Origin of the sequence: Streptomyces nigra, assembly GCF_003074055.1 — a bacterium.
Taxonomy (GTDB): Bacteria; Actinomycetota; Actinomycetes; order Streptomycetales; family Streptomycetaceae; genus Streptomyces; species Streptomyces nigra.
Genome location: NZ_CP029043.1, coordinates 2,802,350 through 2,827,661 on the forward strand (window position 1 = coordinate 2,802,350; position 25,312 = coordinate 2,827,661).

At 72.4% G+C, this 25,312-nt stretch carries 20 protein-coding genes, 1 tRNA gene and 1 pseudogene; 3 read left to right on the forward strand and 19 right to left on the reverse strand.

Annotated features, from left to right (window positions below):
* Positions 1-318: 318 nt before the first annotated feature.
* From menC to DC008_RS12970, 7 genes and pseudogenes are all read right to left on the reverse strand, one after another.
* Entirely contained in the window at positions 319-1,428 is a 1,110-nt protein-coding gene (gene menC, locus DC008_RS12940) for an o-succinylbenzoate synthase (RefSeq protein ID WP_108707113.1), read from the reverse strand.
* Positions 1,425-2,195: a chorismate synthase gene (locus DC008_RS12945; RefSeq protein ID WP_108707114.1), complete on the reverse strand. Its 771-nt coding sequence runs from the start codon at positions 2,193-2,195 to the stop codon at positions 1,425-1,427. The genes menC and DC008_RS12945 overlap by 4 nt, the downstream gene beginning before the upstream one ends.
* 74 nt (positions 2,196-2,269) lie before the next feature.
* Positions 2,270-2,911 carry an IclR family transcriptional regulator gene (locus DC008_RS12950; RefSeq protein ID WP_055624649.1) on the reverse strand — a complete coding sequence of 214 codons (642 nt, stop codon included), beginning with the start codon at positions 2,909-2,911 and terminating at the stop codon, positions 2,270-2,272.
* Positions 2,912-3,264: 353 nt separating this feature from the next.
* On the reverse strand, positions 3,265-5,055 hold the full coding sequence (locus DC008_RS12955; RefSeq protein ID WP_055624590.1) for a DEAD/DEAH box helicase: 1,791 nt from the start codon (positions 5,053-5,055) through the stop codon (positions 3,265-3,267).
* Positions 5,056-5,162: 107 nt separating this feature from the next.
* A pseudogene (locus tag DC008_RS12960) lies at positions 5,163-5,534 on the reverse strand (type II toxin-antitoxin system death-on-curing family toxin).
* Complete coding sequence (locus DC008_RS12965; protein ID WP_108707115.1) at positions 5,531-5,728, reverse strand: hypothetical protein; 198 nt, start codon at positions 5,726-5,728, stop codon at positions 5,531-5,533. The pseudogene DC008_RS12960 and the gene DC008_RS12965 overlap by 4 nt, the downstream one beginning before the upstream one ends.
* 31 nt (positions 5,729-5,759) lie before the next feature.
* A complete protein-coding gene (locus tag DC008_RS12970; protein ID WP_108707116.1) occupies positions 5,760-7,214 on the reverse strand; it encodes an MFS transporter in 1,455 nt (484 codons plus the stop codon).
* A gap of 209 nt (positions 7,215-7,423) precedes the next feature.
* On the opposite strand from DC008_RS12970, the gene DC008_RS12975 reads away from it, so the two are divergent.
* Together DC008_RS12975 and DC008_RS12980 are read left to right on the forward strand one after the other, a co-directional pair.
* Positions 7,424-7,498 (forward strand) — tRNA-Cys (locus DC008_RS12975).
* A 200-nt stretch (positions 7,499-7,698) separates the two neighbouring features.
* On the forward strand, positions 7,699-8,928 hold the full coding sequence (locus DC008_RS12980) for an LPXTG cell wall anchor domain-containing protein (RefSeq protein WP_108707117.1): 1,230 nt from the start codon (positions 7,699-7,701) through the stop codon (positions 8,926-8,928).
* 198 nt (positions 8,929-9,126) lie between these two features.
* Here the strand turns inward: DC008_RS12980 and DC008_RS12985 are convergent, their stop codons facing one another.
* The 10 genes from DC008_RS12985 to DC008_RS13030 form a co-directional block, all read right to left on the reverse strand.
* Positions 9,127-10,320, reverse strand: coding sequence for an SUKH-4 family immunity protein (locus tag DC008_RS12985; RefSeq protein ID WP_108707118.1), 1,194 nt, complete (start codon positions 10,318-10,320; stop codon positions 9,127-9,129).
* Positions 10,321-10,584: 264 nt separating this feature from the next.
* A complete protein-coding gene (locus tag DC008_RS12990; protein ID WP_108707119.1) occupies positions 10,585-12,897 on the reverse strand; it encodes a xanthine dehydrogenase family protein molybdopterin-binding subunit in 2,313 nt (770 codons plus the stop codon).
* Complete coding sequence (locus DC008_RS12995) at positions 12,894-14,339, reverse strand: 2Fe-2S iron-sulfur cluster-binding protein (RefSeq protein ID WP_108707120.1); 1,446 nt, start codon at positions 14,337-14,339, stop codon at positions 12,894-12,896. Before DC008_RS12995 ends, DC008_RS12990 begins: the two co-directional genes overlap by 4 nt.
* Positions 14,336-15,229, reverse strand: coding sequence for an FAD binding domain-containing protein (locus tag DC008_RS13000; protein WP_055624598.1), 894 nt, complete (start codon positions 15,227-15,229; stop codon positions 14,336-14,338). The genes DC008_RS12995 and DC008_RS13000 overlap by 4 nt, the downstream gene beginning before the upstream one ends.
* Before the next feature lie 245 nt (positions 15,230-15,474).
* Positions 15,475-17,106, reverse strand: a complete 1,632-nt coding sequence (locus DC008_RS13005) for a beta-N-acetylhexosaminidase (RefSeq protein WP_108707121.1) — start codon at positions 17,104-17,106, stop codon at positions 15,475-15,477.
* 1 nt (position 17,107) lies between these two features.
* Entirely contained in the window at positions 17,108-17,950 is an 843-nt protein-coding gene (locus DC008_RS13010; RefSeq protein WP_055624600.1) for a carbohydrate ABC transporter permease, read from the reverse strand.
* Between the two features lie 5 nt (positions 17,951-17,955).
* A complete protein-coding gene (locus DC008_RS13015) occupies positions 17,956-18,861 on the reverse strand; it encodes a carbohydrate ABC transporter permease (RefSeq protein ID WP_108707122.1) in 906 nt (301 codons plus the stop codon).
* Positions 18,858-20,171, reverse strand: coding sequence for an extracellular solute-binding protein (locus DC008_RS13020; protein WP_108707123.1), 1,314 nt, complete (start codon positions 20,169-20,171; stop codon positions 18,858-18,860). The genes DC008_RS13015 and DC008_RS13020 overlap by 4 nt, the downstream gene beginning before the upstream one ends.
* A 216-nt stretch (positions 20,172-20,387) precedes the next feature.
* A complete protein-coding gene (locus DC008_RS13025; RefSeq protein WP_019754409.1) occupies positions 20,388-20,675 on the reverse strand; it encodes a DUF3039 domain-containing protein in 288 nt (95 codons plus the stop codon).
* 29 nt (positions 20,676-20,704) lie between these two features.
* Positions 20,705-21,277: a YqgE/AlgH family protein gene (locus tag DC008_RS13030; RefSeq protein ID WP_164492302.1), complete on the reverse strand. Its 573-nt coding sequence runs from the start codon at positions 21,275-21,277 to the stop codon at positions 20,705-20,707.
* A gap of 298 nt (positions 21,278-21,575) precedes the next feature.
* On the opposite strand from DC008_RS13030, the gene murA reads away from it, so the two are divergent.
* Positions 21,576-22,922, forward strand: coding sequence for a UDP-N-acetylglucosamine 1-carboxyvinyltransferase (murA, locus tag DC008_RS13035; RefSeq protein WP_055624604.1), 1,347 nt, complete (start codon positions 21,576-21,578; stop codon positions 22,920-22,922).
* A 199-nt stretch (positions 22,923-23,121) separates the two neighbouring features.
* Here the strand turns inward: murA and DC008_RS13040 are convergent, their stop codons facing one another.
* Together DC008_RS13040 and DC008_RS13045 are read right to left on the reverse strand one after the other, a co-directional pair.
* A complete protein-coding gene (locus tag DC008_RS13040; RefSeq protein WP_007498188.1) occupies positions 23,122-23,403 on the reverse strand; it encodes an HU family DNA-binding protein in 282 nt (93 codons plus the stop codon).
* A 352-nt stretch (positions 23,404-23,755) separates the two neighbouring features.
* The gene (locus DC008_RS13045; protein ID WP_055624605.1) at positions 23,756-25,177 is read right to left on the reverse strand and encodes an NAD-dependent malic enzyme; all 1,422 of its coding nucleotides are present in this window, start codon (positions 25,175-25,177) and stop codon (positions 23,756-23,758) included.
* Positions 25,178-25,312: the final 135 nt, after the last annotated feature.

Below are 25,312 nucleotides of genomic sequence, written 5' to 3' on the forward strand. Positions count from 1 at the left end.
GCGCAGCCGCCGCCCGAGGCAAACGCACCGGGGGCGATACGGGACGCCGGGGCGGGGGCACCGGACCGGGGCGGGGGGAGGGCGGTTCGGGGCCGGGGCGTCGGGTTCGGTCCGGGGCCGCCGGACCGGGACGAGGGCAGGGCGGTTCGGGGCCGTCGGACCGGGGCGGGGGCAGGGCGGTTCGGGGCCGTCGGACCGGGGCGGGGGCGTCGGGTTCGGTCCGGGGCCGCCGGACCGGGGCAGGAGCCTCGGGGTGGACCGGGGCCGGGGCCTCGGGGGCGGACCGGGGGTGCCGTGTGCGATGCGCGGGGCGTCGGGTCAGGGGGCGTACAGGGCGCGGCGGGACGTCGTGAAGCGGTGCAGGGTTTCCGGGAGCGGGCGGACGCCGATGCCGGGGCCCTTGGGCACGGGGAGGTGGCCGTCGATCAGGACGAACGGCTCCGTGAGGTCCTCGGCGAAGTAGCGGGCGGAGGCCGAGGTGTCGCCGGGCAGGGTGCAGCCGGGCAGCGCGGCCAGCGCCAGGTTGGCCGCGCGGCCGATCCCCGTCTCCAGCATGCCGCCGCACCACACCGGCACCCCGTGCGCGTACGCCACGTCGTGGACGCGCCGCGCCTCCAGATAGCCGCCGACCCGGGCCGGTTTCACGTTCACCGCCCGGCAGGCGTCCAGGGCGATCGCGGACGCGGTGTCGCGGGCGTTGTGCAGCGACTCGTCCAGGCAGACGGGGGTCGCCAGGCGCTGCTGGAGGCGGGCGTGGCCGTACAGGTCGCCGCCCGCGAGCGGCTCCTCGACCAGCAGCAGCCCGAACGCGTCGAGCCGGCGCAGATGCTCGGCGTCCGCGAGCGTGTAGGCGGCGTTGGCGTCGACCTGGAGCGGCACGGCCTCCCCGAAGCGCTCCCGTACGGCGCGCACCGGCTCCAGGTCCCAGCCCGGCTCGATCTTCAGCTTGATCCGCACGTACCCGTCGGCGAGGTACCCCTCGACGTCGTCCAGCAGCTCGCCGATGCTCGGCCGGATCCCGACCGACACCCCGGCCGGCACGCGCTCGCGCACCGCGCCCAGATAGGTCGCCAGCGACATGCCGTACGACCGCAGCTCGGCGTCGAGGACCGCCGTCTCCAGGGCCGCCTTCGCCAGCTCGTGCCCCTTGACCCCGGCGAGGGCCGGGCCGAGGGCGGGGGCGGTGAGCGCGGGCAGGGCAGCGGCCCGGGGCAGCAGGACGTCCCGCAGCACGATCTCGGCGCCGGCGACGAACTCCGCGCAGTACAGCGGCTCGGGGTCGCCGGCGAACTCCGACCAGCCCTCGGCGGTGTCCGTGACGACCCGCAGCAGGAAGGTGTCCTTCGTCGTCATCGTGCCGAAGGAGGTGCGGAACGGGGTGACGAGCGGGATGGCGATGTGGACCAGCTCGACGCGTTCGAGTTTCACGGGGTGTCCTCCCGGCGGGTCAGTGTGTACCAGCCGTCGCGGGACATGTCCGTGGCCGTGAACCCCTCGGCGAACGCCTTGGTGAGCACCTCGCGCACGGCCCGCCGCCAGCCGAGGGCCTGCTCGGGGTCCGTCACCCGTAACGCCACGACGTCCTCCGGCACCCGGCACCACACATACCGGTCCCCCGGGTCACGGCGGGCGAGCGGCCCGCCGTCCGGCGCCCGGTGGGTGACGGGCGCGGCCTCGCGCCCGTCGGCCGTGGCGGCGGACGGCCGTCGGGTGCCGGTCAGGTCCCAGGTGGCCTCCAGCCGGTCGGTCTCGTCGCCGTCGTTCACGCCGTCGGCCATGGGGCCGTAGAAGTCGACGAGGTAGCCGGTGCCCTCGGCGCCCAGCTTGGCGAAGTTGAAGCGGGCGTTGCGGCCCACCAGCGGGTCGAAGGTCCAGCGCATGGTGCGTGCCCCGAGCCCCACCGCCCAGGCCCGCTGAGCCTCCTTGAGCCGCGGCCCGAGCCCGCGCTCGGCGGCGGCGAGCAGCGAGTACGTCTCTCTGGCCGCCGGCGGCCCGAACACGGCGACGCAGCCGCCGACGAGGCGGTCCCCGTCGTAGGCGGCGTGCACCGCGCCGCCCGCGTGGGCGAGGCTGTTCAGCGTCTCCGGCAGCAGTGGCGGCGCGCTGCGCGGGGTCTTCCACACATCACTGAAGTAGTCGGCGATGGCGGCGAACCCGGCGGTCTCGTGCACGGTGCGGATGCTCAGTGAGGTCATGACACGAGTGTCGCGAGAGGGCGCGGGGGCTGCCTAGGGGGTGTCGCGCCGATCATGCCGGGGGGCGTGGCGCGTCAGCGGAGTGCTTCGGCGACCTCCCGGGCCGCGTCCACGACCCGCTGCCCCACCCGCTCGGGTACGGCGTCGGCCAGCATCACGACGCCTACGCTGCCCTCGACGCCGGTGACGCCTATCAGCGGGGCGGCGGCTCCGCTCGCCCCTGCCTCCAGTTCGCCGTGGGTCAGGGTGTAGCCGGGGCCCTCGGGGGGCTGCTTGCGGGCGGCGAGGATGGCACGGCCCGCGGCCCCGCGGTCCAGGGGGTGCCGGAAACCCGCCCGGTAGGCCACGTGGTAGTCGGTCCAGGTCGGCTCCACCACGGCGACGGCCAGCGCCTCCGAGCCGTCCACGAGCGTGAGATGGGCCGTGGCGCCTATGTCCTCGGCCAGGGAGCGCAGCGCGGGCAGCGCCGCCTCGCGCACCAGCGGATGCACCTGGCGCCCGAGCCGCAGCACGCCGAGCCCGACGCGGGCGCGGCCACCGAGGTCACGGCGGACGAGGGCGTGCTGTTCGAGCGTGGCGAGCAGTCGGTACACGACGGTCCGGTTCACGCCCAGTTTGGTGGATAGCTCGGTGACGGTCAGTCCGTGGTCCGTATCGGCCAGCAGCTTGAGGACGCGCAGTCCCCGGTCGAGCGTCTGAGAGGTCTCCGCGGTCACGACGCCCACTCCTTAGTGGTGAGGTCGACGGCCTCGTCACGGCGGGCGTCACCGAGTCCCGTCGGTCACGCGCTTCAGAGGCCGCCGATCGGCCGGCGGTCCGGCCTTCCGGACCGCGTCGCTTCACGGCTGCGCTCCGCGGCGGCGCTGCCACGGGGCGTGTGCGTAGGCGGACATTAGCGAAGCCGGTTCGCTGAGCGGAAGGCTCCGTCCAGAATCCGGGCATGGCCGGGGACGGACCGGGCGGGTTCGGCCCTATATGTGCGGTGCACGGAGTTGCGGGAGGGGCGTGCGGTGCCGGGTGGGGCGCGCGACGGCGCGGTACGCGGGTGGCGGGTCACTCGCGCCCGGGATCACCGCATCCGGGTGGCCCACTCCTGCACCTTGGCGATCCGCTGCCGCAGCTGCCCGGCCGTCGCCTCGGCACTCGGCGGTCCCCCGCACACCCGGCGCAGCTCGGTGTGGATCACGCCGTGCGGCTTGCCGCTCTGGTGGACGTAGGCGGAGACCATCGTGTTGAGCTGCTTGCGGAGCTCCATCATCTCCTTGTGCGAGACGACCGGGCGCCGCTCGGCGGGCAGTTCGAGGAGGTCGGCCTCGGAGTCCGGCTTCTTGCGGCTGTGCGCGATCTGCCGGGCCTGCCGCTTCTGCAGCAGCAGCTGCACCTGGTCGGGTTCGAGGAGCCCGGGGATACCGAGGTAGTCCTGCTCCTCCTCGCTCCCGGGGTGGGCCTGCATGCCGAACTCGGCACCGTCGTAGAGGACCCGGTCGAAGACGGCCTCGGACTCCAGCGCCTCGAAGGAGAACTGCTCCTGCTCGCCGGTGTCCTCGTCCTGCTCCTTGTTCGCCTCCTCCATCTCCTTCTCGGACTCGGCGTACGGGTCCTCCTCGCCCTCCTTCTTCGGCTTGTCGAGGGCGTGGTCCCGTTCCACCTCCATCTCGTTGGCGAAGGTGAGCAGGTCGGGGACGGTCGGCAGGAAGACGGAGGCGGTCTCGCCGCGCCGCCTGGACCGTACGAAACGGCCGACGGCCTGCGCGAAGAAGAGCGGCGTGGAGATCGTGGTGGCGTACACGCCGACCGCGAGCCGGGGTACGTCGACGCCCTCGGACACCATCCGGACGGCGACCATCCAACGGTCGTCGCTGGCGCTGAAGTCGTCGATCCGCTTCGAGGCGCCGGCGTCGTCGGACAGCACGAGGGTCGCCTTGCTGCCGGTGATCTCCCGGATCAGCTTGGCGTAGGCGCGGGCGGAGTCCTGGTCGGAGGCGATGACGAGGGCGCCCGCGTCCGGGATGCCCTTCCTGACCTCGGTGAGCCGCTGGTCGGCGGCGCGCAGCACGCTCGGCATCCACTCGCCGCGCGGATCCAGCGCGGTGCGCCAGGCCTGGCTGACCGCGTCCTTGGTCATGGGCTCGCCGAGCCGGGCGGCGATCTCGTCGCCGGCCTTCGTCCGCCAGCGCATGTTGCCGCTGTAGGAGAGGAAGATGACGGGGCGCACGACGTGGTCGGCGAGCGCGTTGCCGTAGCCGTAGGTGTAGTCGGCGGCGGACCGGCGGATGCCGTCCTGCCCCTCCTCGTACGTCACGAACGGGATGGGGTTGGTGTCGGACCGGAACGGCGTACCGGTCAGGCAGAGCCGCCGGGTGGCCGGCTCGAACGCCTCCAGGCACGCCTCGCCCCAGGATTTCGAGTCACCGGCGTGGTGGATCTCGTCGAGGATCACCAGGGTCTTGCGCTGCTCGACGCGGTTGCGGTGCAGCATGGGGCGCACGCCGACGCCCGCGTACGTCACGGCGACGCCGTGGTAGTCCTTGCCGAGCGGGCCCGCGCTGTACTCCGGGTCCAGCTTGATGCCTATGCGGGCCGCGGCCTCCGCCCACTGCTTCTTCAGATGCTCGGTCGGCGCGACCACCGTCACCTGCTGCACGACATGGTGGTGCAGCAGCCAGGAGGCCAGGGTGAGGGCGAAGGTCGTCTTTCCGGCGCCGGGCGTGGCGACCGCGAGGAAGTCGCGCGGCTGCTCCTGGATGTACTTCTCCATCGCGCCCTGCTGCCAGGCGCGCAGCTTGCTCGCGGTGCCCCAGGGGGCCCGGCCGGGGAAGGCGGGGGAAAGGTGGTGGGAGGAGGCGGCGGTGGTAGTCACGGTCTCCGGTTCTCGGCTGCGTACGACGACCGGGTCACCCTACCGGCGCCCCACCCCCACAACGCGCGCACCGGCCCGCGTCACCCGGGGGTGGGACCGACGTCACATCAGCGCGCGAAGCCCGGCAGCCGAGCCGCGATCTCGGGCACATCGAGGGCACCCTGGCAGACATCGAGCACAAACTGCTCGGCCTCGTCCACGTCGAACTCCGCGTCCAGGGGATGCCCGTTGAGATGCGGGAAGACCCAGGTCGCGTACCAGGCGATGCGCTTGTTGCCGTCCACGAGGCCGCGGTTGCGGGCCAGGGACTCCATCAGCGCCGCAGCCTTCTGTCACACGTCCGGGTAAGCATCCTGTCCGAACACGCTCGACTGCGGGCGCGCGAGGGCCGAGTCGAGGAGCCCGTGGTCACGTACCTCGTCCGCCCCGAGCCGCTTTGCCAGGTGCAGCAGCTCGGGCAGGGTGAGGTAGTGCTTCAGGCGAGCCTCCGGTTCAGCTCGGCACTGCCCTTCAGCACATGGTCGGCAGCCTCATTGAACAGACGCGACCGCTCGTTGATGACCGCGATCACGGCGTCGTGCGCGAAGGCCTGCATGCTGCGGCCCTCCGCCGCCGCCCGCTCGCGCAGAGCATCGAGTTCCTCTTCCGTGAAGCGCAGGTTCAGTCCGGCCATGTTCGACGGTATTACGTGGTACCAAACGGTGTCACGGCGTTTCCACGCGCAGACGCCGCGTCACCCACACCCCCGCCAGTGCCACGGCCGCCATGGGCAGGAACACCGCCGCGAAGGCCCCCGGCGTGGAGGCGGAGGCGGCTGTGGGGATGTGACTGAGGGCGCCGCCCCCGAGGGCCGCGAAGGCCGCGCCGCCCAGGCTGAGCAGGACGACGTTCGACAGGGCGTCGGAGATCTGGAGGGCGGCGGAGTTGGTGCCGGCCTCCTCGGGGGCGGAGAGCTTGAGCAGCAGCACGCTGGTGGAGGAGATCACCAGGCCCATCCCGAAGCAGCCGAAGGCCCAGGCGACGGCCAGCGTCCAGGCCGGCACGGAGTGGATCAGCACACTGGGCGCCGCCGCGACGGCCGCGGCGACCAGCACCATCCCGGTGGTCGTGAGCCGCTCCCGGTACGGCTCCACGCGCGGCCGGGACTGCACCCAGGAACCCAGCGCCCAGGTGACCCCGCCGGCCGCGAGCGAGAACCCGGCGAGCGTCGGCGACAGGCCCCGCTGGGTGACCAGCATCAGCGGCACGAAGGACTCCGCCGCGATGAACGACCCGGCGGCCACACCGCGCAGCAGGACCACGGACGGCAGGCCCCGCGCCGCCCGGTAGGTGCCGCGCGGGAGCAGGCCGAGCGCGGCCGGGACGAGAAGCCCGGCGCCCAGGAGGCCGGGGACGAGGGAGATCCACCGGAGGTCCTGCGCGGCGTACTGCAGCAGCCCGGCACCGAAGGAGATCGCGAGGGCGAGCCGGATACGGCGCCGGTCGAAGGAGGCGTCACCCCCGGCGCCCGGCACGGGCCCGGCGGCGCGACGGCGTATCTGCGGCAGGGCGAGCCCCAGCGGCAGAAGCACCAGCACAGGAATCCCGACGAACACCCACCGCCAGCCCAGATGCTCGGTCACCGCACCGGAGGCCAGCGGCCCCACGATGGACGGCACGACCCAGCTCGCGGCGAACGCCGCCATGATCGCCGGGCGCAGCCGCTCGGGGTAGGCGCGGCCGACGACGACGTACAGGGCGACGATGACCAGCCCGCCCCCGAGCCCCTGGACGGCCCGCCCGAGGATGAACAGCCACATGACCCCCGCGGTGCCCGACAACAACAAACCGGCCCCGAAGGCAGCGATCCCGCAGGTCAGCGGCGCGAGCGGACCACGCCGATCGGACCACTGACCGGACAGCACCATGCCGAACAGACTGGTGGTGAAGTACCCGGAGAACGCGAAGGCGTACAGCGACACCCCGTCCAGCTCACGCGCGGCGACCGGCATCGCCGTCCCGACGGCCGTCGCCTCGAAGGCGATGAGCAGCACGACGGAGACGATCCCGATGCTGAGCGCCCGATACGACCGCCCCAGCACGCTCTCCTCCGGTGCGGCTGCGGAGGAAACGGCGGACGTCTTGGCGACATCGGCGTCGCGCGGCTCGAGGGCAGTCATGGTCGCCAGCGTAAGGGCCGTGACTGACATTGACCCCTGTCGGGGGCCTCACCTCCCCTGGGACCTTGGTCGTACGACCGCCGCTCCCCCTCCCTCTGTGAACGCGGCATGGCAGTCACATTGCACACGGCCCGCTTCCCTTGAGCCCCGCAGGACCCCGCCCGTACCGTCGAACCACCGACCAGGCCCGCCCCACGGGCCCTGCGAACGGCCGTGTGCCCGAGTGGCTCAGGGACTCGCCTGCAAAGCGAGTTACGCGGGTTCGATTCCCGCCACGGCCTCCACAGCCCGACCGAGCGAGACAGAGGGCGGCACCCCCGAGGTGCCGCCCCCTTTTCTTCTGTCCGTCTCTCCTCGCCCCACAAGTCCTCCCCCGTCTCTCCCCAAACAGGAGCGCAACCCTCCGCCGCCCCGGCGGGTCCTGTTGGTGTCGGGGTCGCAGACTCCGGTCGCCGTGCCTTCTGTCCGACGAGGAGACCCATCCGTGCGCCAGCGCATCCGCACCTCGCACCTTCGTACCCCGGCCGCCTTCGTGGCCGCCGCCGCGATCGCCGCCGCCGTACCCGCGCTCGCCGCTCCGTCGGCGTACGCGGAGGAGGGTGCGGCGGACCTGGTGATATCGGAGCTGCCGAAGACGTCTCCGAAGCCCGGCGACGTGTACGACGAGAACGTCGTCATCACCAACAAGGGCACCGCCCCGGCGGACGGGATCACCTTCCGGGTCCGGCTGACCCGTGGGCTGGACTTCCCCGCCCAGGTGCCGGGCTGCACCTACACGACCGTCGAGGACAAGGTCCGCCAGGCGCTGTGCGAGATCGACGAGGTGATCGAGCCGGGCGCCTCCATCGAGACGCCCGTACGGTTCAAGGCGCTGCCCAACGCCCTGATGGAGGCCGTCCAGTACGGCACCTCCGCCACCGGTGAGGCCCCCGGCGAGGGGTACGACGACAGCCACCGGCGGCTCACGCTGACGGCGGACAGCTCGGCCGACCTGGCTGCCGTCGGCGAGGACACCGAGGCCCTCGCGGGCGACGGGCAGTCGATCACCGTGCGGCTGCGCAACGACGGCCCCGGCTGGATCCAGAACCAGGAGAGCGACGACCAGACGGCCCTGATGGTCCGTATCCCCAAGGGCACCACCGCCGCCGTGGTGCCGAAGGCCTGCTCGCCGTTCGGCATCGACGGCCCGAGCGGGCCGGGCGGCACGCCGGGCAAGCCGACGTACGTGTGCGTGCCGGACGACAACACCCTCGACGTCGGCGAGGAGGTGCTGTTCACCTTCACGCTGGACATCGGCGAGGACACGGAGACGACGACGGGTGAGGTGAAGGCGACGTCGGTGTACGACATCCACCCCGCCTTCGACAAGAACCCCGCCAACGACAAGGCCGCCATCCGCATCGCCATCCCGACGGACTACGAGCCCGAGCCGACGCCGTCGGAAGGGTCCTCCGGCGGCAGCGGCACAGGAGGTAACGGCTCCTCCGGTGGCAACGACCCGTCCGGGCAGAGCACCGGTGGCTCCGGTGGTACCGGCGGTTCCTCCACCGGCGGCTCCGGCGCCGGCACCGGTTCCGTCGACGGCAATCTCGCGAGCACCGGCTCGGACGGCACCACGCTCATCGCGGGCTCCGCTGCCGCCGCAGCGGCCCTGGGCGCCGGCCTCTTCCTCGCCGTGCGCCGCCGTCGCGCCGCCGGACCCGAGACCGGCTGACGGGCGCCCGCCCCTGGGGCAGCTCGCCCCGGGGGCACCCGCGCCAGGTCAGCGGGCACCGCACTCCGGCACGCCGGCGGCCTCGTCGACCTGGACTCACTCCCTGGCGTACGCCGCCGGCGCGCCGCACAGACCGAGACCGGCTGACGGCGTGCGTCCGCTCCTGGGCCGCCCGTTCCAGGAGTGCCCGGCGCCGGATCAGCGTCCGCAGGACTCCAGCACGCCCACCGCCTCGTCCTGGAACGCCTCCGTCCAGTAGTGCCGGGCCGTACCGTCCGTCGCAGTGCCGGTCGGGTCGACCGTGGACAGGACCTGGAGCATCGTCATCGCCAGCTGGTCGTACGTGGCGGTCGTCAACTCGTGGCCCGACGCCGCGTCTATCGCCCGCTCGCGGTGCAGCAGCCACAGGGTGAAGGCCAGCGTCGAGACGTCCGTGTTCAGCGGGTACAGACGCCCCTCGCGCTCGCTCCAGTGCAGGACCGCGCCGGTCATGCCGTCGAGGACCAGGCTGCCGTCCTCCGCGAGGTCGCCGAGGCGGATCAAGGACGCGGCGGCCAAGGGCAGTTCGCACGGGGCGCCGCACTCGGTGTCGTACTCGTCCAGGGCCGCCAGCGGCGCGTCCGTGTCCAGGGTGAAGAGGAACCCGCCCTCGGGCAGGCCCACTTCGCGCAGGAAGCGGCGGGTCGGCTCATGGCGGAGGGCGGACGGGAAGTCGACCTCCTCGAAGCGCACCACCGCGCGCCGCCCGAACTCCTCGTCCAGCAGCCGCGGCGGCAGGTCCAGGGCCAGCCCGGACCGCCCGGCGCGGCCCGCGACGAGCGCCAGCGGACGGATCAGCGCGGCCATCTTCCAGAAGGGCGCGGGCTCGCCGTTCGTGCCCTCCTCGAACACCGACAGCAGATGCCGGGACGCCTCCGCGACCGCCTTGGTGCCGTAGCGCCCGGCGTAGGAGGCGAACTGGCCGCGCAGTCCGGCGAGTTCGTCCGTGGCCTCGGCGAAGCGGACCAGGGTGCGCAGGGAGGGCGCGAGGGCTCGGCGGTCCATCAGGTCGGGCCGGTCCCGCAGAAGGTGGGCCGTGGAAATCTCGCCGGTCGCGCCGTCGAGGAGGACGGACTCGGTCTCGCGGCCGCCGGGGCCGAGCAGTCCGCCTATCACCAGCTGGTCGCACAGCTCGGCCGTGAGCCGGCCGGGGGCCGCGTCGCCGGTCGAGTCGGCGACCGTGCGCAGACCCGCGCGGGACAGCTCGGCGAAGCTCAGCACCGTGTTGTCGCCGGGGAGTCCGGGGCCGGTCAGCCAGCGGCGGGTGGCCGCGTGCGTGACGTACGGGTCGAGTTCGGGCTCGGACAGGATGATCGTCCGGTCACCCGCCTGGGTCGTGATCGTCGTGCTCATGGCTCCCCCGCATGCGCTTGCTCACCGCCCCTGGGCACGACACGCCTGACCGGCCGGTCACCGGACCCGGCCGTCGTCCCCACTGCCCAGAACACTACGCGCCACCACTGACAACGCACCGGCCCCGGCACAGCCCATGAGAGCGCTTCACCTCAGTAGACGCCGGAGCACCCCGGGTACGTTCCCACAACGCGCCGAATTCGCCGCTGATTCATGAGGGATTCACGTCTGATCCGGGCCCGGCGGCGGCTGCGCCGGGCCCGTTCACCGGGTGGTGTGGACGACCGCGGCCTGGGGGCGGATCGGGAGGCGGTTGACCGGGCGGCCGGTCGCGGCGCGCACGGCCGAGGCGATGGCCGCGGGCGACGTCACCACGGGCACGGCGCTGACGGCCTTGGCGCCGAACGGCGCGACGACGTCCCGCTCCTCGACCAGCTTCACGATCCGGATGTCCGGGGCGTCCAGCGCGGTCGGCAGCGCGTAGCCGGTCAGGTCGGGGTGGCGGATCAGACCGCGCGCGGAGCGCAGGTTCTCGGTGAGCGCTATGCCCACGCCCTGCGTGACGCCCGCCTCGATCCGGGCCTCCAGCTGGGCCGGGTTGAGGATCCGGCCGACGTCCTGGGCGAGCGCCAGCTCGACCACGCGCACCGAGCCCAGCTCGATGTCGACGTCGACGACCGCGCGGACCGCGCAGAAGGACATGCCCACGAACGCGTCGCCCTGGCCGGCGCCGTCCAGCGGCTCGGTCGGGTGCGGACGGCACTGGGCCGTGGCCCACAGCTCCTTGCCCTCCAGCGCCTCGCTGACGGTGGTCGACAGGACGCCGTCGTACGAGGTGATCTTGCCGTCGGTGATCTGGAGCAGCTCGGTGGACATGCCGAACTTGTGCGCCAGCGGCTGCAGGAGCTGGGTGCGGACCATCTTGGCGGCCCGTTCGACGGCGCCGCCGGAGACCCAGGTGTGCCGGCCGCGGCAGCCCGCGCCGGCGGGAGGCTGGTCGGTGTCGACCGGCGCGACGTGCACCTCGTCGACGCCCAGGGTCTCCTGGACGATCTGCCGGGCGAGGGTGGTGAAGCCCTGGCCGGTCTCGACGGCGGCGCACAGCACCGTGGCGACCCCGTCCTGGACCTTCACGGTGGCCGTGGAGACCTCGTCGGCGCCCTCGGCACCCAGCATGTGCACCATGCCCAGGCCGTAGCCCACGCCCCGCCGCACGGCGCCCGGTTCACCGGCGCCCTCGGGGCCGCCGGGCAGCAGCCACTCGTCCTCGGGGGTGTCCTTGGGCAGCGGCGGCAGCGGATGGTCCCGTACGGCCTGCAGGAGCTCGGCGACCGGGGCCGGGCAGGTCACGCTCTGGCCGGTCGGCAGGACGTCGCCGGTGGCCAGGGCGTTGCGCAGGCGCAGTTCGGCCGGGTCGACGCCGAGCTTCTTGGCGAGCTTGTCCATCTGCGCCTCGTACGCGGCGCACACCTGCATGGCGCCCTCGCCGCGCACATGGCCGGAGGGCGGGTTGTTGGTCCGTACGGCCCAGCCCTCGATGAAGGCGTTCGGGACGACGTACGGGCCGCAGGCGAAGGCGACCGCGGCGGCCAGGGCCTCGGAGGAGGTGTCCGCGTAGGCGCCCGCGTCCAGCAGGATCTGCGCCTCGACCTTCACCAGCCTGCCCTCGGCGTCCGCGTGGTGGCGGTAGCGCAGCAGGGTCGGGTGCCGGTGGGTGTGGCCGAGGAAGGACTCCTCGCGGGTGGCGGTGAGCTTCACCGGGCAGCCGGTCTTCAGCGCGAGCAGGCCGAGCGGGAGCTGGAAGCCCTGGTCCTCGCGGTCGGCGGTGGCGCCGGGGACGCCGGTGACGACGATCTTGACGCGCTCGGGCTCCAGGCCGAAGCAGGCGGCGGCGCGGTCGCGGTCGGTGTGCGGGTCGGTCGAGGCGAGGTAGAGCTCCACGCCTCCGTCGGGGCGCGGTACGGCGAGTCCGGCCTCGGCGCCGATGGGGGCCGGGTCCTGGCGGCCGATGCGGTACATGCCCTCGACGACGACGTCGCCGGCCGCGTCGGGGTCGCCGTGGCGCAGCGGGATGTGCCGGATCAGGTTGCCGTCGGGGTGCAGCGGCTCGGCCTCGAACGCCTGCTCGGGGTCGGTGACCGGGTCGAGCACCTCGTACTCGACGATGACGGCGGCGGCGGCGAGGCGCGCGGTGTCGGGGTGGTCGGCGGCGACGGCGGCGATGGGCTCGCCGTGGTGGCGTACGACGTCGGAGGCGAAGACGGGCCGGTCGGCCCGGCCCCGGCCGAGCAGCGGGCTGCCGGGGACGTCCTCGTGGGTGACGACGGCGCGGACGCCGGGCATCTCCCGCGCGTGGGTGGTGTCGATGGAGGTGATGCGCGCGTGCGGGTGCGGGGAGCGCAGGACGGCCGCCCAGAGCAGGCCCTCGGCCCACAGGTCGGCCGCGTACGGGAACGTGCCCTCGGTCTTGGCGCGGGCGTCGGCGGCCGGCAGGGAGGCGCCGAGGCCGTGCGGAACCTGCTCGGGGGCGGGGGCTGCCTCCGCGGCGGTGGTCGCGGTGGCGGCTTCGTTGCTCACGCCTGGCCTCCGTCCTGGCCGTACGGGTCATGCGGTCCCATGGCGCCGGGCGCCTCGAACGCCGACGGGTTGACGCCGCCGGCTCCCGGGCCCGCCTGGTGCGGGATGCGGGCCTCGCCGTCGTCGCCCTCGGGGGCCTCGGCGGCCGCGTGGGCCTCGCGTTCGGCGACGACCTCCTGGACGGCCCGGACGACGCCGCGGTAGCCGGAGCAGCGGCAGAGGTTGCCGCACAGGGCCTGCCGGGTCTCCAGCTCGCTCGGGGCCGGGTTGCCCTCCAGCAGGTCGTGCACGGTCATCGCCATGCCCGGCACGCAGAAGCCGCACTGGACGGCGCCGCAGCGGGCGAGCGCGCGCTGCACGTCGGAGGGGTGCCCGTCCTGGGCGAGCCCCTCGACGGTGCGCACCTCGCTGCCGGCGGCGGTCACGGCGGGCACCAGGCAGGAGGCGACGAGCCGGCCGTCGACCTGGACGTTGCACGCGCCGCACTCGCCCTGCGAGCAGCCGTCCTTGGCGCCCGCGAGGCCGAGCCGCTCGCGCAGCACGTAGAGCAGCGACTCGCCGATCCAGGCGTCGGAGACGGGCCGGTCGACGCCGTTGACGCGCAGCACGTAGGAGGCGAGGGGGTGTTCCTCGCCGGAGGGCGGGGGCGTCTCGCCGGACTCCTCGGCGCCGTCGCCGTCGATCTCGGCCTCGATGGAGGGCTCCGCGGGGCCCTGTGCAGCCTCGGCGGCCTCCCGGGCGTCCTCGGCCGCCGCTGCCGCCTCGCCCGCCTCACGGGCCGCCTGGGCGGCCTGCGCGGCGTTCTCCGCGGCCTCCGCGGCTTCCTCGGCGGCGTCGGGCGCGGACTGCCGCTCGGGGGCGGCCGTGTAGCCGTCGGGCGCGGGCTCGCCGGGGGCGGTGCGCTCCCAGGGCTGCTGGGGCGCCCAGGGGGCGGCCGCGCCGCCCGGCAGCGTGGCCGGGGCTCCGCCGCCCCACTGCTCGACGAGCGAGGACGTGGTGAACTCGCCCGACTCGTCCGGAAGGTCCCCTCCGGCGAGCGGGATCGACCACTGCCCGGTGACGTCCTGGCCGGGCGGGCGGCTCTGGGCGTCCGGGAGGTGCCACTGCTGGGTGGCCGCGGGGTTGTACGTGAACCGGTCGCCGCCGTCCTGGGGCGCGGCGTTCGGGTCGGGCCAGCCGGCGCCCTCGGGGGGCGTGCCCGCGGCGGGCCAGCCGCCGGGCGTCGCCGGGTCGGTGGTGCCGGGCGCGGCGGTGATCCGCGGCGGCACATAGCCCTGGCCGGGGGCGGCGAGCGGGCTGTCGGCGGAGGCCAGGAGCGCGTCGATGCCGCCCTCGGGCAGCTCGACGAAGGCGGTGGCGCCGTCGTCGTACTCACCCTGGGGCAGCGGATCCCAGCGGCCGTTGCCGCGGGGCGCGCCCTCTCCGTGCCGGTCGTCGGTCACGACAGCGCCCTCCCCAGTGCTCGTCGGGCCAGTGCGGCGACGGTGCGCCGCAGGTGCAGAACGGCGGGCGGGTGCTGGGCGACGGTCCCGTCCTCGGCCGGGGCCGGGTCGGGGATGCAGGCCGCGGCGACGTACTCGCCGAAGGCCTGCAGTGCCTCGGGGACGACCGCGCGGTTGTTGTCCCAGTCGATCAGCTGGGCGACCCACTGCTCGGCCTCCAGGGGCCGCAGCGGCATCGGCGCTATGGCGCCCACCGCACAGCGGATGCCGCGCCGGGCCGGGTCGAGGACGACCGCGACGGACGCGAGGGCCCGCCCGGGGCCGGTGCGCCCGGTGGCCTTGAGGAAGACCTGCGGGGCGTGCAGCAGCGGCACGCGCACGTAGCCGATGAGTTCACCGGCGCGCAGCGTGTCCACGCCCGCCAGCAGGTGCGACACCGGGATCTCGCGGCGGGCCCCGCCCGGGCCCGCGATGATCAGGGTCGCCTCGAGGGCGGCGAGGACCGGCAGCGCGTCACCGGTGTGGGACGCGGAGGCGACGTTGCCGCCGAGGGTGCCGGCGTTGCGGATCTGCGGCGGGCCGGCGGCGCGCGCGGCGGCCGCGAGCGCCGGGATCAGGGCGGCGAAGTCGGGGCGGCCCATCCGCGCGTGGGTGAGTCCGGCGCCGAGCAGGGCGTGCCCGTCCTGGTACTGCCAGCCGCGGATCTCGCTGATCTTGCCGAGGCCGACCAGGGCGGCGGGCCTGAGCTGCCCGGAGTTGACGGCGGCCATGAGGTCGGTGCCGCCCGCGACGGGCACGGCGGCGGGCATGGCGGTGAGCGCCGCCACGGCCTCGTCCAGTGTCGTGGGCAGCGTGACGGCCTGCGCCGCCTGCGGTGCGTGCGTGGTCAAACCGGCTGCCCCTTCCCGCTGCCCCACCTGGTCCCACCTGTGCTGCCGTACGGTACGTGCTGACAGGGCGGACGTGGCAACTCTGGCACATCTTCCCAGGGCACGCGGACACGGGTCCGCTAGGAGGCATTCGCCCACCTCATCGGGGAGATGGTCCGTTTTGGCACGGCATCACCGATGAGTACCGATTGACACTCTTCGGTGATCCGCTGCCGGTTTTTCCCCTGTCTGTTCGCCCGGAGCGGTCACCTGTGCGGGGGCGGTCCGTCGATCGGGCGGCCGAGGACCCCGGGGCGCCGCTGCCACGGCCGGGGGCCGGTGGGCGGCCGGTAGGCGACGCCCAGGGCGTCCAGGCGCGCGTAGTGCGCGGCCATCCGCCGCTCGAAGCCGGCGAAGTCGCGCTCGGCCGGGGCGGGCAGGGCGCTCCAGGCGACCTCGGCGAAGGCGGCCAGGCGCGGGAACGTCTGGTAGTCGACGCGCGCGGCGTCCTCCATCACCTCGGTCCACACGTTGGCCTGCGTGCCGAGCACATGCCGGGCCTCGTCCCGCGTCAACTCCCCCGGCACCGGCTCGAACCGGTAGACGTCCTCCAGGGTGCGCACGTATCCGATCGGCACCGGCTCGTCGGCGCCGCCGTCCTGCCGGTGGTCCAGGTACACCTGCTGCTCGGGGCACATGACGACGTCGTGTCCCGCGCGGGCCGCCGCGACACCGCCCGCGTAGCCGCGCCAGGACGACACGGTGGCGCCCGGTGCGAGCCCGCCCTCCAGGATCTCGTCCCAGCCGATGAGCCGGCGTCCGCGCGCGGAGAGCCACCGGTCGAAATGGCCGATGAACCAGGCCTGGAGACCGTCCTCGTCCTTCACCCCGAGTTCCCGGACGCGCTTCTGGGCGGTGGGCGAGGCGCGCCACTGGTCCTTCAGGCATTCGTCGCCGCCGACATGGACGAACTCGCCGGGGAACAGTTCCAGGACTTCCTCGAACACCCCCTCGTAGAAGCGCAGGGTGCTGTCGGTGGGGGCGAGTACGTTCGGAGAGATCCCCCAGGTGTCCCAGACGGAGAGGGCGGTGGTGTCGATGACGTCGGTGTTGCCGAGTTCCGGGTACGCGGCGATCGCGGCCTGCGAGTGGCCGGGCACGTCGATTTCGGGGACGACGGTGATATGCCGCTCGGTCGCGTACGCCACGATCTCGCGGATGTCGTCCTGGGTGTAGAAGCCGCCGTGCGGCTTCTCCTCCCAGAGCGGCGAGGCGCGATGGCCGAATTTGGTGCGCGCCCGCCAGGCGCCGGTCTCCGTGAGCCGCGGGTACTTCCGGATCTCGATACGCCAGCCCTGGTCGTCCGTCAGATGGAAGTGGAAGACGTTGAGTTTGTGGGCGGCCATCAGGTCCAGGTGGCGCAGGACGCCGTCCTTGGGCATGAAGTGCCGGGCGACGTCCAGCATGAGTCCGCGCCAGCGGAATCGGGGCGCGTCCTCGACGGTCGCCGATGCGAGGACGGGAAGGGCGCCGGGGCGGACCGGGGCGCGGCGGAAGGCGTCCGGACCGAGGAGCTGACGCAGGGTCTGGGCGCCCCAGAAGACGCCGGCGGCGTCCCCGCCCCGGATCTCCACACCGTCGTGCGCGTCGGTGCGCAGGCGGTACGCCTCGGCGCCCAGGGTGTCGTCCAGGAGCAGCCGGACACCGCCTCGCGCGTCCGGCGGCCCAGGTCGCAGGGGCAGACCGTACGCCGCGCCGAGCGTGGCGCGCAGCCAGCGCTCGGCGGTCCCGGTGCCGTCGGCGGCCCAGAGAGTGGTGTCGGCGCCGAGCGTGAGGGTGCCGTCGCGCGGGCCCTCGGTCGCGCGCGGCGCGGGAATCAGTTGCCGAGCGGAAGTCACATCAGTCCTTTACCGCCCCGCCCAGCCCCGACACCAGTCGCCGCTGTACGAGGACGAAGAAGATCAGCACCGGAATCGTCATCACCGTGGACGCCGCCATCACTCCGCCCCAGTCCGGCTCGTCGGGCTTGTAGAAGACGAGCAGGGCCATCGGAAGGGTGGACTGGGAGGTGTCGCTGATGATGAACGACTTGGCGAACAGGAAGTCGTTCCAGGCGGAGATGAAGGAAAACACGCTCGTGGCCACGAGGCCCGGGAAGACCAGGGGGAAAAGGATCTGCCACAGGAATCGCGACCGGCTCGCTCCGTCGAGCGCGGCGGCCTCCTCCAGGGCCTCCGGAACGGCCTTCACAAACCCCCGCAGCATCCAGATCGCGAAGGGCAGCGAGAAGGCGATGTGGGGCAGGATCAGCGACCCCAGGGTGTTCAGCTGGCCGAAGTCCCGCATGAGGAAGAACAGCGGGATCGTCAGGGCCTCGACGGGCACCATCTGGGCCACCAGAAACATGATGAGCAGGGTGGTCCGGAAGCGGAACCGGAATCGCGTCACCGCGGTCGCGGCGAGAAAGGCGATGAGCGCCGAGACGACCACGACCGTGCACGCGACGACAAGACTGTTGACGAAGTAGCGGCCGAATTCGTTCTGCTCGAAGACCCTCCGGAAGGAATCCAGGGAGGGCGACAGGGTCCACGGCCGGGGCTCGGTGGACTCGATCTCCCCGGCCGGTTTGAAGGCGCCGAGCACCATCCAGTAGAGCGGGAAGGCCACCGCCACGGCGATCAGCAGCGCGGTGGTCTCCGCGAGCAGCCGCCAGGGACGCCGTACGAGACGCCTCGCGTTCATCGGCCTCACAGTTCCTCTCCCTGCCGGCGCAGCAGCCGCAGGTACACGAGCGTGACCGCGAGCAGGAGCAGCAGCATCACGACGCCGATCGCCGAACCCAGGCTGTACTGGGAGGACGCGAACGCCTTCTGGTAGGCGTACACGTTCAGCACCAGGTTCTGGCCGGCGATGCCGCCGCCGTTGGTCATGACGTAGATCTGGGTGAAGACCTTGAAGTCCCAGATCACCGACTGGATGGTGACGACGACCAGGATCGGCCGGAGCATCGGCGCGAGCACCGAGCGCCAGATCCGCCACTGGGAGGCGCCGTCCAGGGAGGCGGCCTCCAGCACCTCGGACGGGACGGCCCGGATGCCCGCGTAGACCGTCACCATGACGAACGGGAAGGAGCACCAGACCACTTCGAGCAGCACCAGGAAGAAGGCGCTGAAGCGTCCGTACGTCCAGGAGTGGTCGCCGAGCCCCAGCAGCCGGTTGACCGGCCCGAAGTCCGGGTCGAACAGGAACAGCCAGACCGTCGACCCGGTGATGGCCGGGGTGGCCCAGGCGCCGAGCGCTGCCAGCATCAGCGCCAGCCGCGGCACGGCCCGCACCCGGGTCAGCAGCACGGCGAGCGCGCAGCCGACCGCCAGGGTCGACACGACGCAGGCCGCCGCGAAGCCGACCGTGGCGATGAGCACCTGCCAGAACTGCTCGTCGGAGAACAGCTCCGTGTAGTTCCCGAACCCCTGGAAGGTGGTCGGCTCGCCCCCGCTGACCTGGGCCTGGGTGTACTCGAAGAACGAGATCAGCCCGAGCTGGTAGACGGGGTAGACGAGCAGTCCGCCGATGACGACGAGGGCGGGGGCGAGGTAGAGCCAGGGTGTCGTGCTCCGCGGGCGGCGGGCCCGCGGCCGGGCGGGCGCTCTCATCCGGCGGAGCCGAACGCCGCGTCCATCTTCTTCGCCGCGTCGCGGGAGGCCCCGGCGACGTCCTTCTTGCCGCTGATGACCTCCTGGAACATGGTCGGCAGGACCAGCGACGCGTCGATCTGGGCCCAGGCGGGCGAGGCGGGGACGAACTTGGTGCCCGCGGCGAGCGTCTCGACGAACGGCTTCACGTACGGCTTCTTCGCCGCGGCCTCACGGCGTACGTCGGCGAACGTCGGCAGGAAGCCCATGGCCTCGAACATGGACTCCTGGGTGTCCTTGGCGGCCAGCCGCTCCATCAGCTGGACGGCGAGCGTGCGGTGCGACGTGCTCTTCAGGACGCCGATGTTGTTGCCGCCCGCGAACGCCGGCGCGACCGATCCGGACTTCACCCCCGGAAGGGGGACGACGGCGTACTTGCCCTTGACCTTGCCGGCCTCCACGGCGGCGTGGCTGAAGTCGCCGCCGATGGCCATGCCGGCCTTGCCCGCCGCGAACGCGGTGACGGTGTCGTTGCCGCCCATGCCGGCGCACTTGGCGGCGGGGCAGTTGTCGTCGGAGAACAGTGAGGTGTAGGCCTTGACGCCCTTCTGGGCCGCGGCGCTGTCGATCGCGGAGGCGTACGAGCCGCCCTTGCCCTCGGCGAGCTCCCCGCCGTTGGCCCATACGAACGGCATGGCGCCGTAGGTGTAGGCGCCGCCGACGACCAGGCCGTACAACTCGGGCTTCTCGGCGCGTATCTTGCGGGCCGTCGTGGCCAACTCGTCCATGGTCTCCGGCACTTCCAGGCCGAGTTCCTCGAACACGTCGGTGCGGTAGTACAGGGCGCGGACGCCGACGTAGAAGGGCGCTCCGTAGACCTTGCCGTCGACGGTGACGGACTGGCGGGCGGTGGGGTCGGTGTCCTTGGCCTCGTCCCAGGCGGCGAAGTCCTCGGTGACGTCGAGGAGTCCGCCGTCCTTCACATAGCCGGCGGTGTCGGTGTTGCCGTACTCCATGAGGTCCGGGGCCGACTCGGGGTCGTTGAAGGCGGCCTTGACGCGCTGGGCGCGGGTCTCGACGGGGATGTACTCGACGTCGACCTTGGTGCCCTCGTGCTGCTTCTCGAAGTCGGCGACGACGGCCTCGACGACCTTCTCCTTGGGCTTGTTGCCGACTTCCTGGAAGAGCCAGACCCGCAGGGTGCCGGTCTTCTCGTCCGTGTCGGAGGAGGAGTCGCCGGTGGTCTGGGGGGCGCAGGCGGAGACGATCAGGGCGGTGGCCGCGAGGGCGGTGGCGCCCAGGACACGGACGGCGGGCTTCCTGGTGTTCATGGCACTCCTCCGATGAGGCGTTGCATCACGCGCAATGACGGTTTCGCTGTGCACAACACCGGGAGGCTAGGGAGTTCATGAACACGACCACAAGAGGTCTCAACCACTCTGTGACCGGCCGACGCACTCCGTGCAACGGCCGAACAGCACAAAGGCCCCCAGGATGCGCGAAACGCATCCTGGGGGCCTCGGCACGCGGGTCCGGGGAGGACGGGCCTACTTGTCGCCCTTGCCCTTGCCCTTGTCGTCGCCGCCCGCGCCCATGGATTCGTAGATCTCCTTGCACATGGGACACACGGGATACTTCTTGGGGTCGCGGCCCGGCACCCAGACCTTGCCGCAGAGCGCCACGACGGGGGTCCCGTCGAGGGCGCTCGCCATGATCTTGTCCTTCTGGACGTAGTGGGCGAAGCGCTCGTGGTCGCCGTCGCCGTGGGAAGTCTGCGGCGTGGGCTCGACGAGGGTCCCCGTACCAGTCCCGCGCTCGGGCTCGAGAGTGCTCATACCGCCAAGGGTACTGAAGCTCACAGCCATCAGTTGAGCGAAGGGTCGTCCGGATACGTGGCCACCATCGCGAGCTCGTTGCGCTGGCGGCGCAGCACCTCGCGCCACAGCCGCTCGGGCGCGGGGGACGACACGTCACCGGGCTCGGACTCGACGACGTACCAGGCGCCGTCGACCAGTTCGTCCTCCAGCTGGCCGGGCCCCCAGCCGGCGTACCCGGCGAAGATCCGCAGCGACCCCACGGCCGACGCCAGCAGCTCCGGCGGCGCCTCCAGGTCCACCAGGCCGATCGCACCGTGCACCCGGCGCCAGCCCAGCGGGGCGCTGTCCCCGGCCGCGTCGCCGGGGATCACGGCGACGCCGAGCGCCGAGTCCAGCGACACCGGGCCGCCCTGGAAGACGACGCCGGGCTCGCCGGTGAGATCCGCCCAGCCCTCCAGGATGTCGCCCACGTCGACGGGGGTCGGCCGGTTGAGGACGACACCGAGGGAGCCCTCCTCGTCGTGGTCGAGAAGGAGCACCACCGCGCGGTCGAAGTTCGGGTCCGCCAGGGCGGGCGTGGCCACGAGCAGCCGCCCTGTGAGCGAGGACACCTCGGTCATGCCAGACATGATCCCGCATCTTCCCCCCACATGGGGAGGCAATGCCGCTTCGCGGGGGAACCCGGCCGGGGCGGGAGGGAGCGTCCTGGTGAGGCCGGGTCCGCCGGGGGCGGTGGGACACGGGTGTGCGCCCCGGGGCGCGGGGAGGGGTGGTGACCGCTCGTGCCCGGCGCGGAACCGTTCGTGTTGTGACAGGACTATGACGTCGCTGAGCCCTGCTCGGGCTTACTCCAGGGGGGTGCGCGGCGATTACCCTTTCCCTTCTGGCCCCTGCCCGACTCATCGGAACGCGAGATACATGACCGTCAACGGCAATGACGATGTACTGCTTGTCCACGGCGGAACCCCGCTCGAGGGCGAGATCCGTGTCCGCGGTGCGAAGAACCTCGTACCGAAGGCCATGGTCGCCGCCCTCCTGGGCAGTGGCCCAAGCCGACTGCGCAACGTCCCCGACATCCGGGACGTCCGGGTCGTCCGCGGCCTGCTCCAACTGCACGGTGTCACCGTCCGACCGGGCGAGGAGCCCGGCGAGCTGGTGATGGACCCGTCGCACGTCGAGAGCGCCAACGTCGCTGACATCGATGCCCACGCGGGATCGAGCCGGATCCCGATCCTGTTCTGCGGCCCGCTGCTGCACCGCCTCGGCCACGCCTTCATCCCGGGCCTCGGCGGCTGCGACATCGGCGGCCGGCCCATCGACTTCCACTTCGAGGTGCTGCGGCAGTTCGGCGCGCGGATCGAGAAGCGGGCCGACGGGCAGTACCTGGAGGCCCCGCAGCGGCTGCGCGGCACCAAGATCCGGCTGCCGTACCCGTCCGTCGGCGCGACCGAGCAGGTCCTGCTGACGGCCGTCCTCGCGGAGGGCGTCACCGAGCTCTCGAACGCGGCCGTCGAGCCGGAGATCGAGGACCTCATCTGCGTGCTGCAGAAGATGGGCGCCATCATCGCGATGGACACCGACCGCACCATCCGCATCACCGGTGTCGACAAACTCGACGGCTACGCCCACCGCGCCCTGCCGGACCGCCTGGAGGCCGCCTCGTGGGCGTCCGCGGCGCTGGCGACCGAGGGCAACATCTACGTCCGTGGAGCGCAGCAGCGCTCGATGATGACGTTCCTCAACACCTACCGGAAGGTGGGCGGTGCCTTCGAGATCGACGACGAGGGCATCCGTTTCTGGCACCCCGGCGGCCAGTTGAAGTCCATCGCGCTGGAGACGGACGTGCACCCGGGCTTCCAGACCGACTGGCAGCAGCCGCTGGTGGTCGCGCTGACGCAGGCGACGGGCCTGTCCATCATCCACGAGACGGTCTACGAGTCCCGCCTCGGCTTCACCTCCGCCCTGAACCAGATGGGCGCGCACATCCAGCTGTACCGCGAGTGCCTGGGCGGCTCCGACTGCCGTTTCGGGCAGCGCAACTTCCTGCACTCCGCCGTCGTCTCGGGCCCCACGAAGCTCCAGGGCGCCGATCTGGTCATCCCCGACCTGCGCGGCGGCTTCTCGTACCTCATCGCGGCGCTGGCGGCCCAGGGCACGTCCCGGGTCCACGGCATCGAACTGATCAACCGCGGCTACGAGAACTTCATGGAGAAGCTGGTCGAGCTGGGCGCGAAGGTCGAACTCCCGGGCAAGGCGCTCGGCTGACCGTGCCACGCGGCGCCGTCCCCGGCTGGGGGTCCGGGGGTCATCCCCCGGGCAGGCGCAGCATGGAGAAGCTGGTCGAGCTGGGCGCGAAGGTCGAACTCCCGGGCAAGGCGCTCGGCTGAGGCTGTACATGGCGAAGGGGCGGTCACCCGGAATCGGGTGACCGCCCCTTCGGCGTCTCTCGCTCGAGGCGGAGCGCTTACTTGCCCTTCGCGGCTTCCTTGAGCTTGGAGCCCGCGGAGACCTTCACGCTGTAGCCGGCGGGGATCTGGATCGGGTCGCCGGTCTGCGGGTTGCGGGCGGTGCGAGCGGCACGGTGGGTGCGCTCGAAGGTCAGGAAGCCAGGGATGGTGACCTTCTCGTCGCCCTTGGCGACGACCTCGCCGACGGTCTCGGCGAACGCGGCCAGCACGGCGTCGGCGTCCTTGCGGGTCACCTCGGCGCGGTCGGCCAGCGCGGCCACCAGCTCACTGCGGTTCATGTTGTTACTCCCGTGTTCAATTGCCTTGAGGCGTGCCACGCGGCGGAGCCGCATGTCGGGCACAGCGGTGTCGATGCTGCCAGGGTCCTCGGTCGGTCCCCGGACCGGGTCCGTGGCCAGACCCTCGCGCCCAGGGACGCATCCTGCCCCTACCTGCGGCGGGAAAGCCAATCCGGCACCCGGAGGAGTCGTGAGAACACCCTTGGGAGTCACACGAAGAGAGGGCCTGAGCCTGGCCGTCACGATAAACGGCGAAAACAGGCCTCAGGTTCCGCGACGCGCCGTCACAAGGGCTTGCCGTGGTGATCCTCACAGCCCGGTCACACGTGCCGGTTACCCCGCCGCACGGGGCTTACGCCCCCGAGGAAGCGGTCGCGGCCTTGGCGGCCTCGCGGACGGCGCCGGCGACGGCACCGGCGACCTTGTCGTTGAAGACGCTGGGGACGATGTAGTTCGGGTTGAGCTCGTCCTCGGTGACCACGTCGGCCAGAGCCTTCGCGGCCGCGAGCATCATGTCCGTGTTGACGGTGCGGGACTGCGCGTCCAGCAGACCGCGGAACACACCCGGGAAGACCAGCACGTTGTTGATCTGGTTGGGGAAGTCCGAGCGGCCGGTGGCCACAACTGCGGCCGTCTGACGGGCGATTGCCGGGTCGACCTCGGGGTCCGGGTTCGCGAGCGCGAACACGATCGCGCCCTCGGCCATGGCGGCCACGTCGTCGGCGTCGAGCACGTTGGGGGCCGAGACACCGATGAAGACGTCGGCGCCGCGCACGGCCTCCTTCAGGGTGCCGGTGAGGTTCTCCGGGTTGGTGTTGTCCGCGATCCAGCGCAGCGGGGAGTCCGCCGGGGCCTGGCGCAGGTCCTCACGGCCCGTGTGCACGACCCCGTGGATGTCGGCCACGACGGCGTTCTTCACGCCCGCGGCCAGCAGCAGTTTGAGGATGGCCGTACCGGCGGCGCCGGCGCCGGACATGACCACACGGATGTTCTCGATGGCCTTGCCCGTCACCCGAAGGGCGTTGGTCAGTGCCGCGAGGACGACGATCGCGGTGCCGTGCTGGTCGTCGTGGAAGACCGGGATGTCCAGGGCCTCGCGCAGCCGGGCCTCGATCTCGAAGCAGCGGGGCGCGGAGATGTCCTCCAGGTTGATGCCCGCGAAGCCGGGGGCGATCGCCTTGACGATCTCGACGATCGCGTCGGTGTCCTGGGTGTCCAGGCAGATCGGCCAGGCGTCGATGCCCGCGAACCGCTTGAACAGGGCCGCCTTGCCCTCCATGACCGGCAGCGCGGCCTTCGGGCCGATGTTGCCGAGGCCGAGGACGGCGGAGCCGTCCGTGACGACCGCGACGGAGTTGCGCTTGATGGTCAGCCGGCGGGCGTCCTCGGGGTTCTCCGCGATCGCCATGCAGACGCGGGCCACACCGGGCGTGTAGACCATGGACAGGTCGTCACGGTTGCGGATGGGATGCTTCGACGCCATCTCGATCTTGCCGCCGAGGTGCATCAGGAACGTACGGTCGGAGACCTTGCCGAGCGTGACGCCCTCGATCTGGCGCAGCTGCTCGACGATCTCGTCGGCGTGCGCGGTGGAGGTCGCGGCGATGGTGACGTCGATGCGGAGCTTCTCGTGGCCGGACGCGGTGACGTCGAGGCCGGTCACCGAGCCTCCGTGGGACTCCACGGCCGTGGTGAGCTGGGAGACCGCTGTTCCGCTCGCGGGCACCTCCAGCCGGACCGTCATCGAGTAGGAGACGCTGGGCGCCGTTGCCATGGCCGACTTCCTCTGCTTTCACCGTATAGCTGCGATCTGCCGTCCGATCGTCGCACCTACCGTCGAGTAGGAGTTAGCCGGGCTGACATTGCGAACGTATTGTTCGCCACGTCTTCTCATGAGAAGAGGCCCACG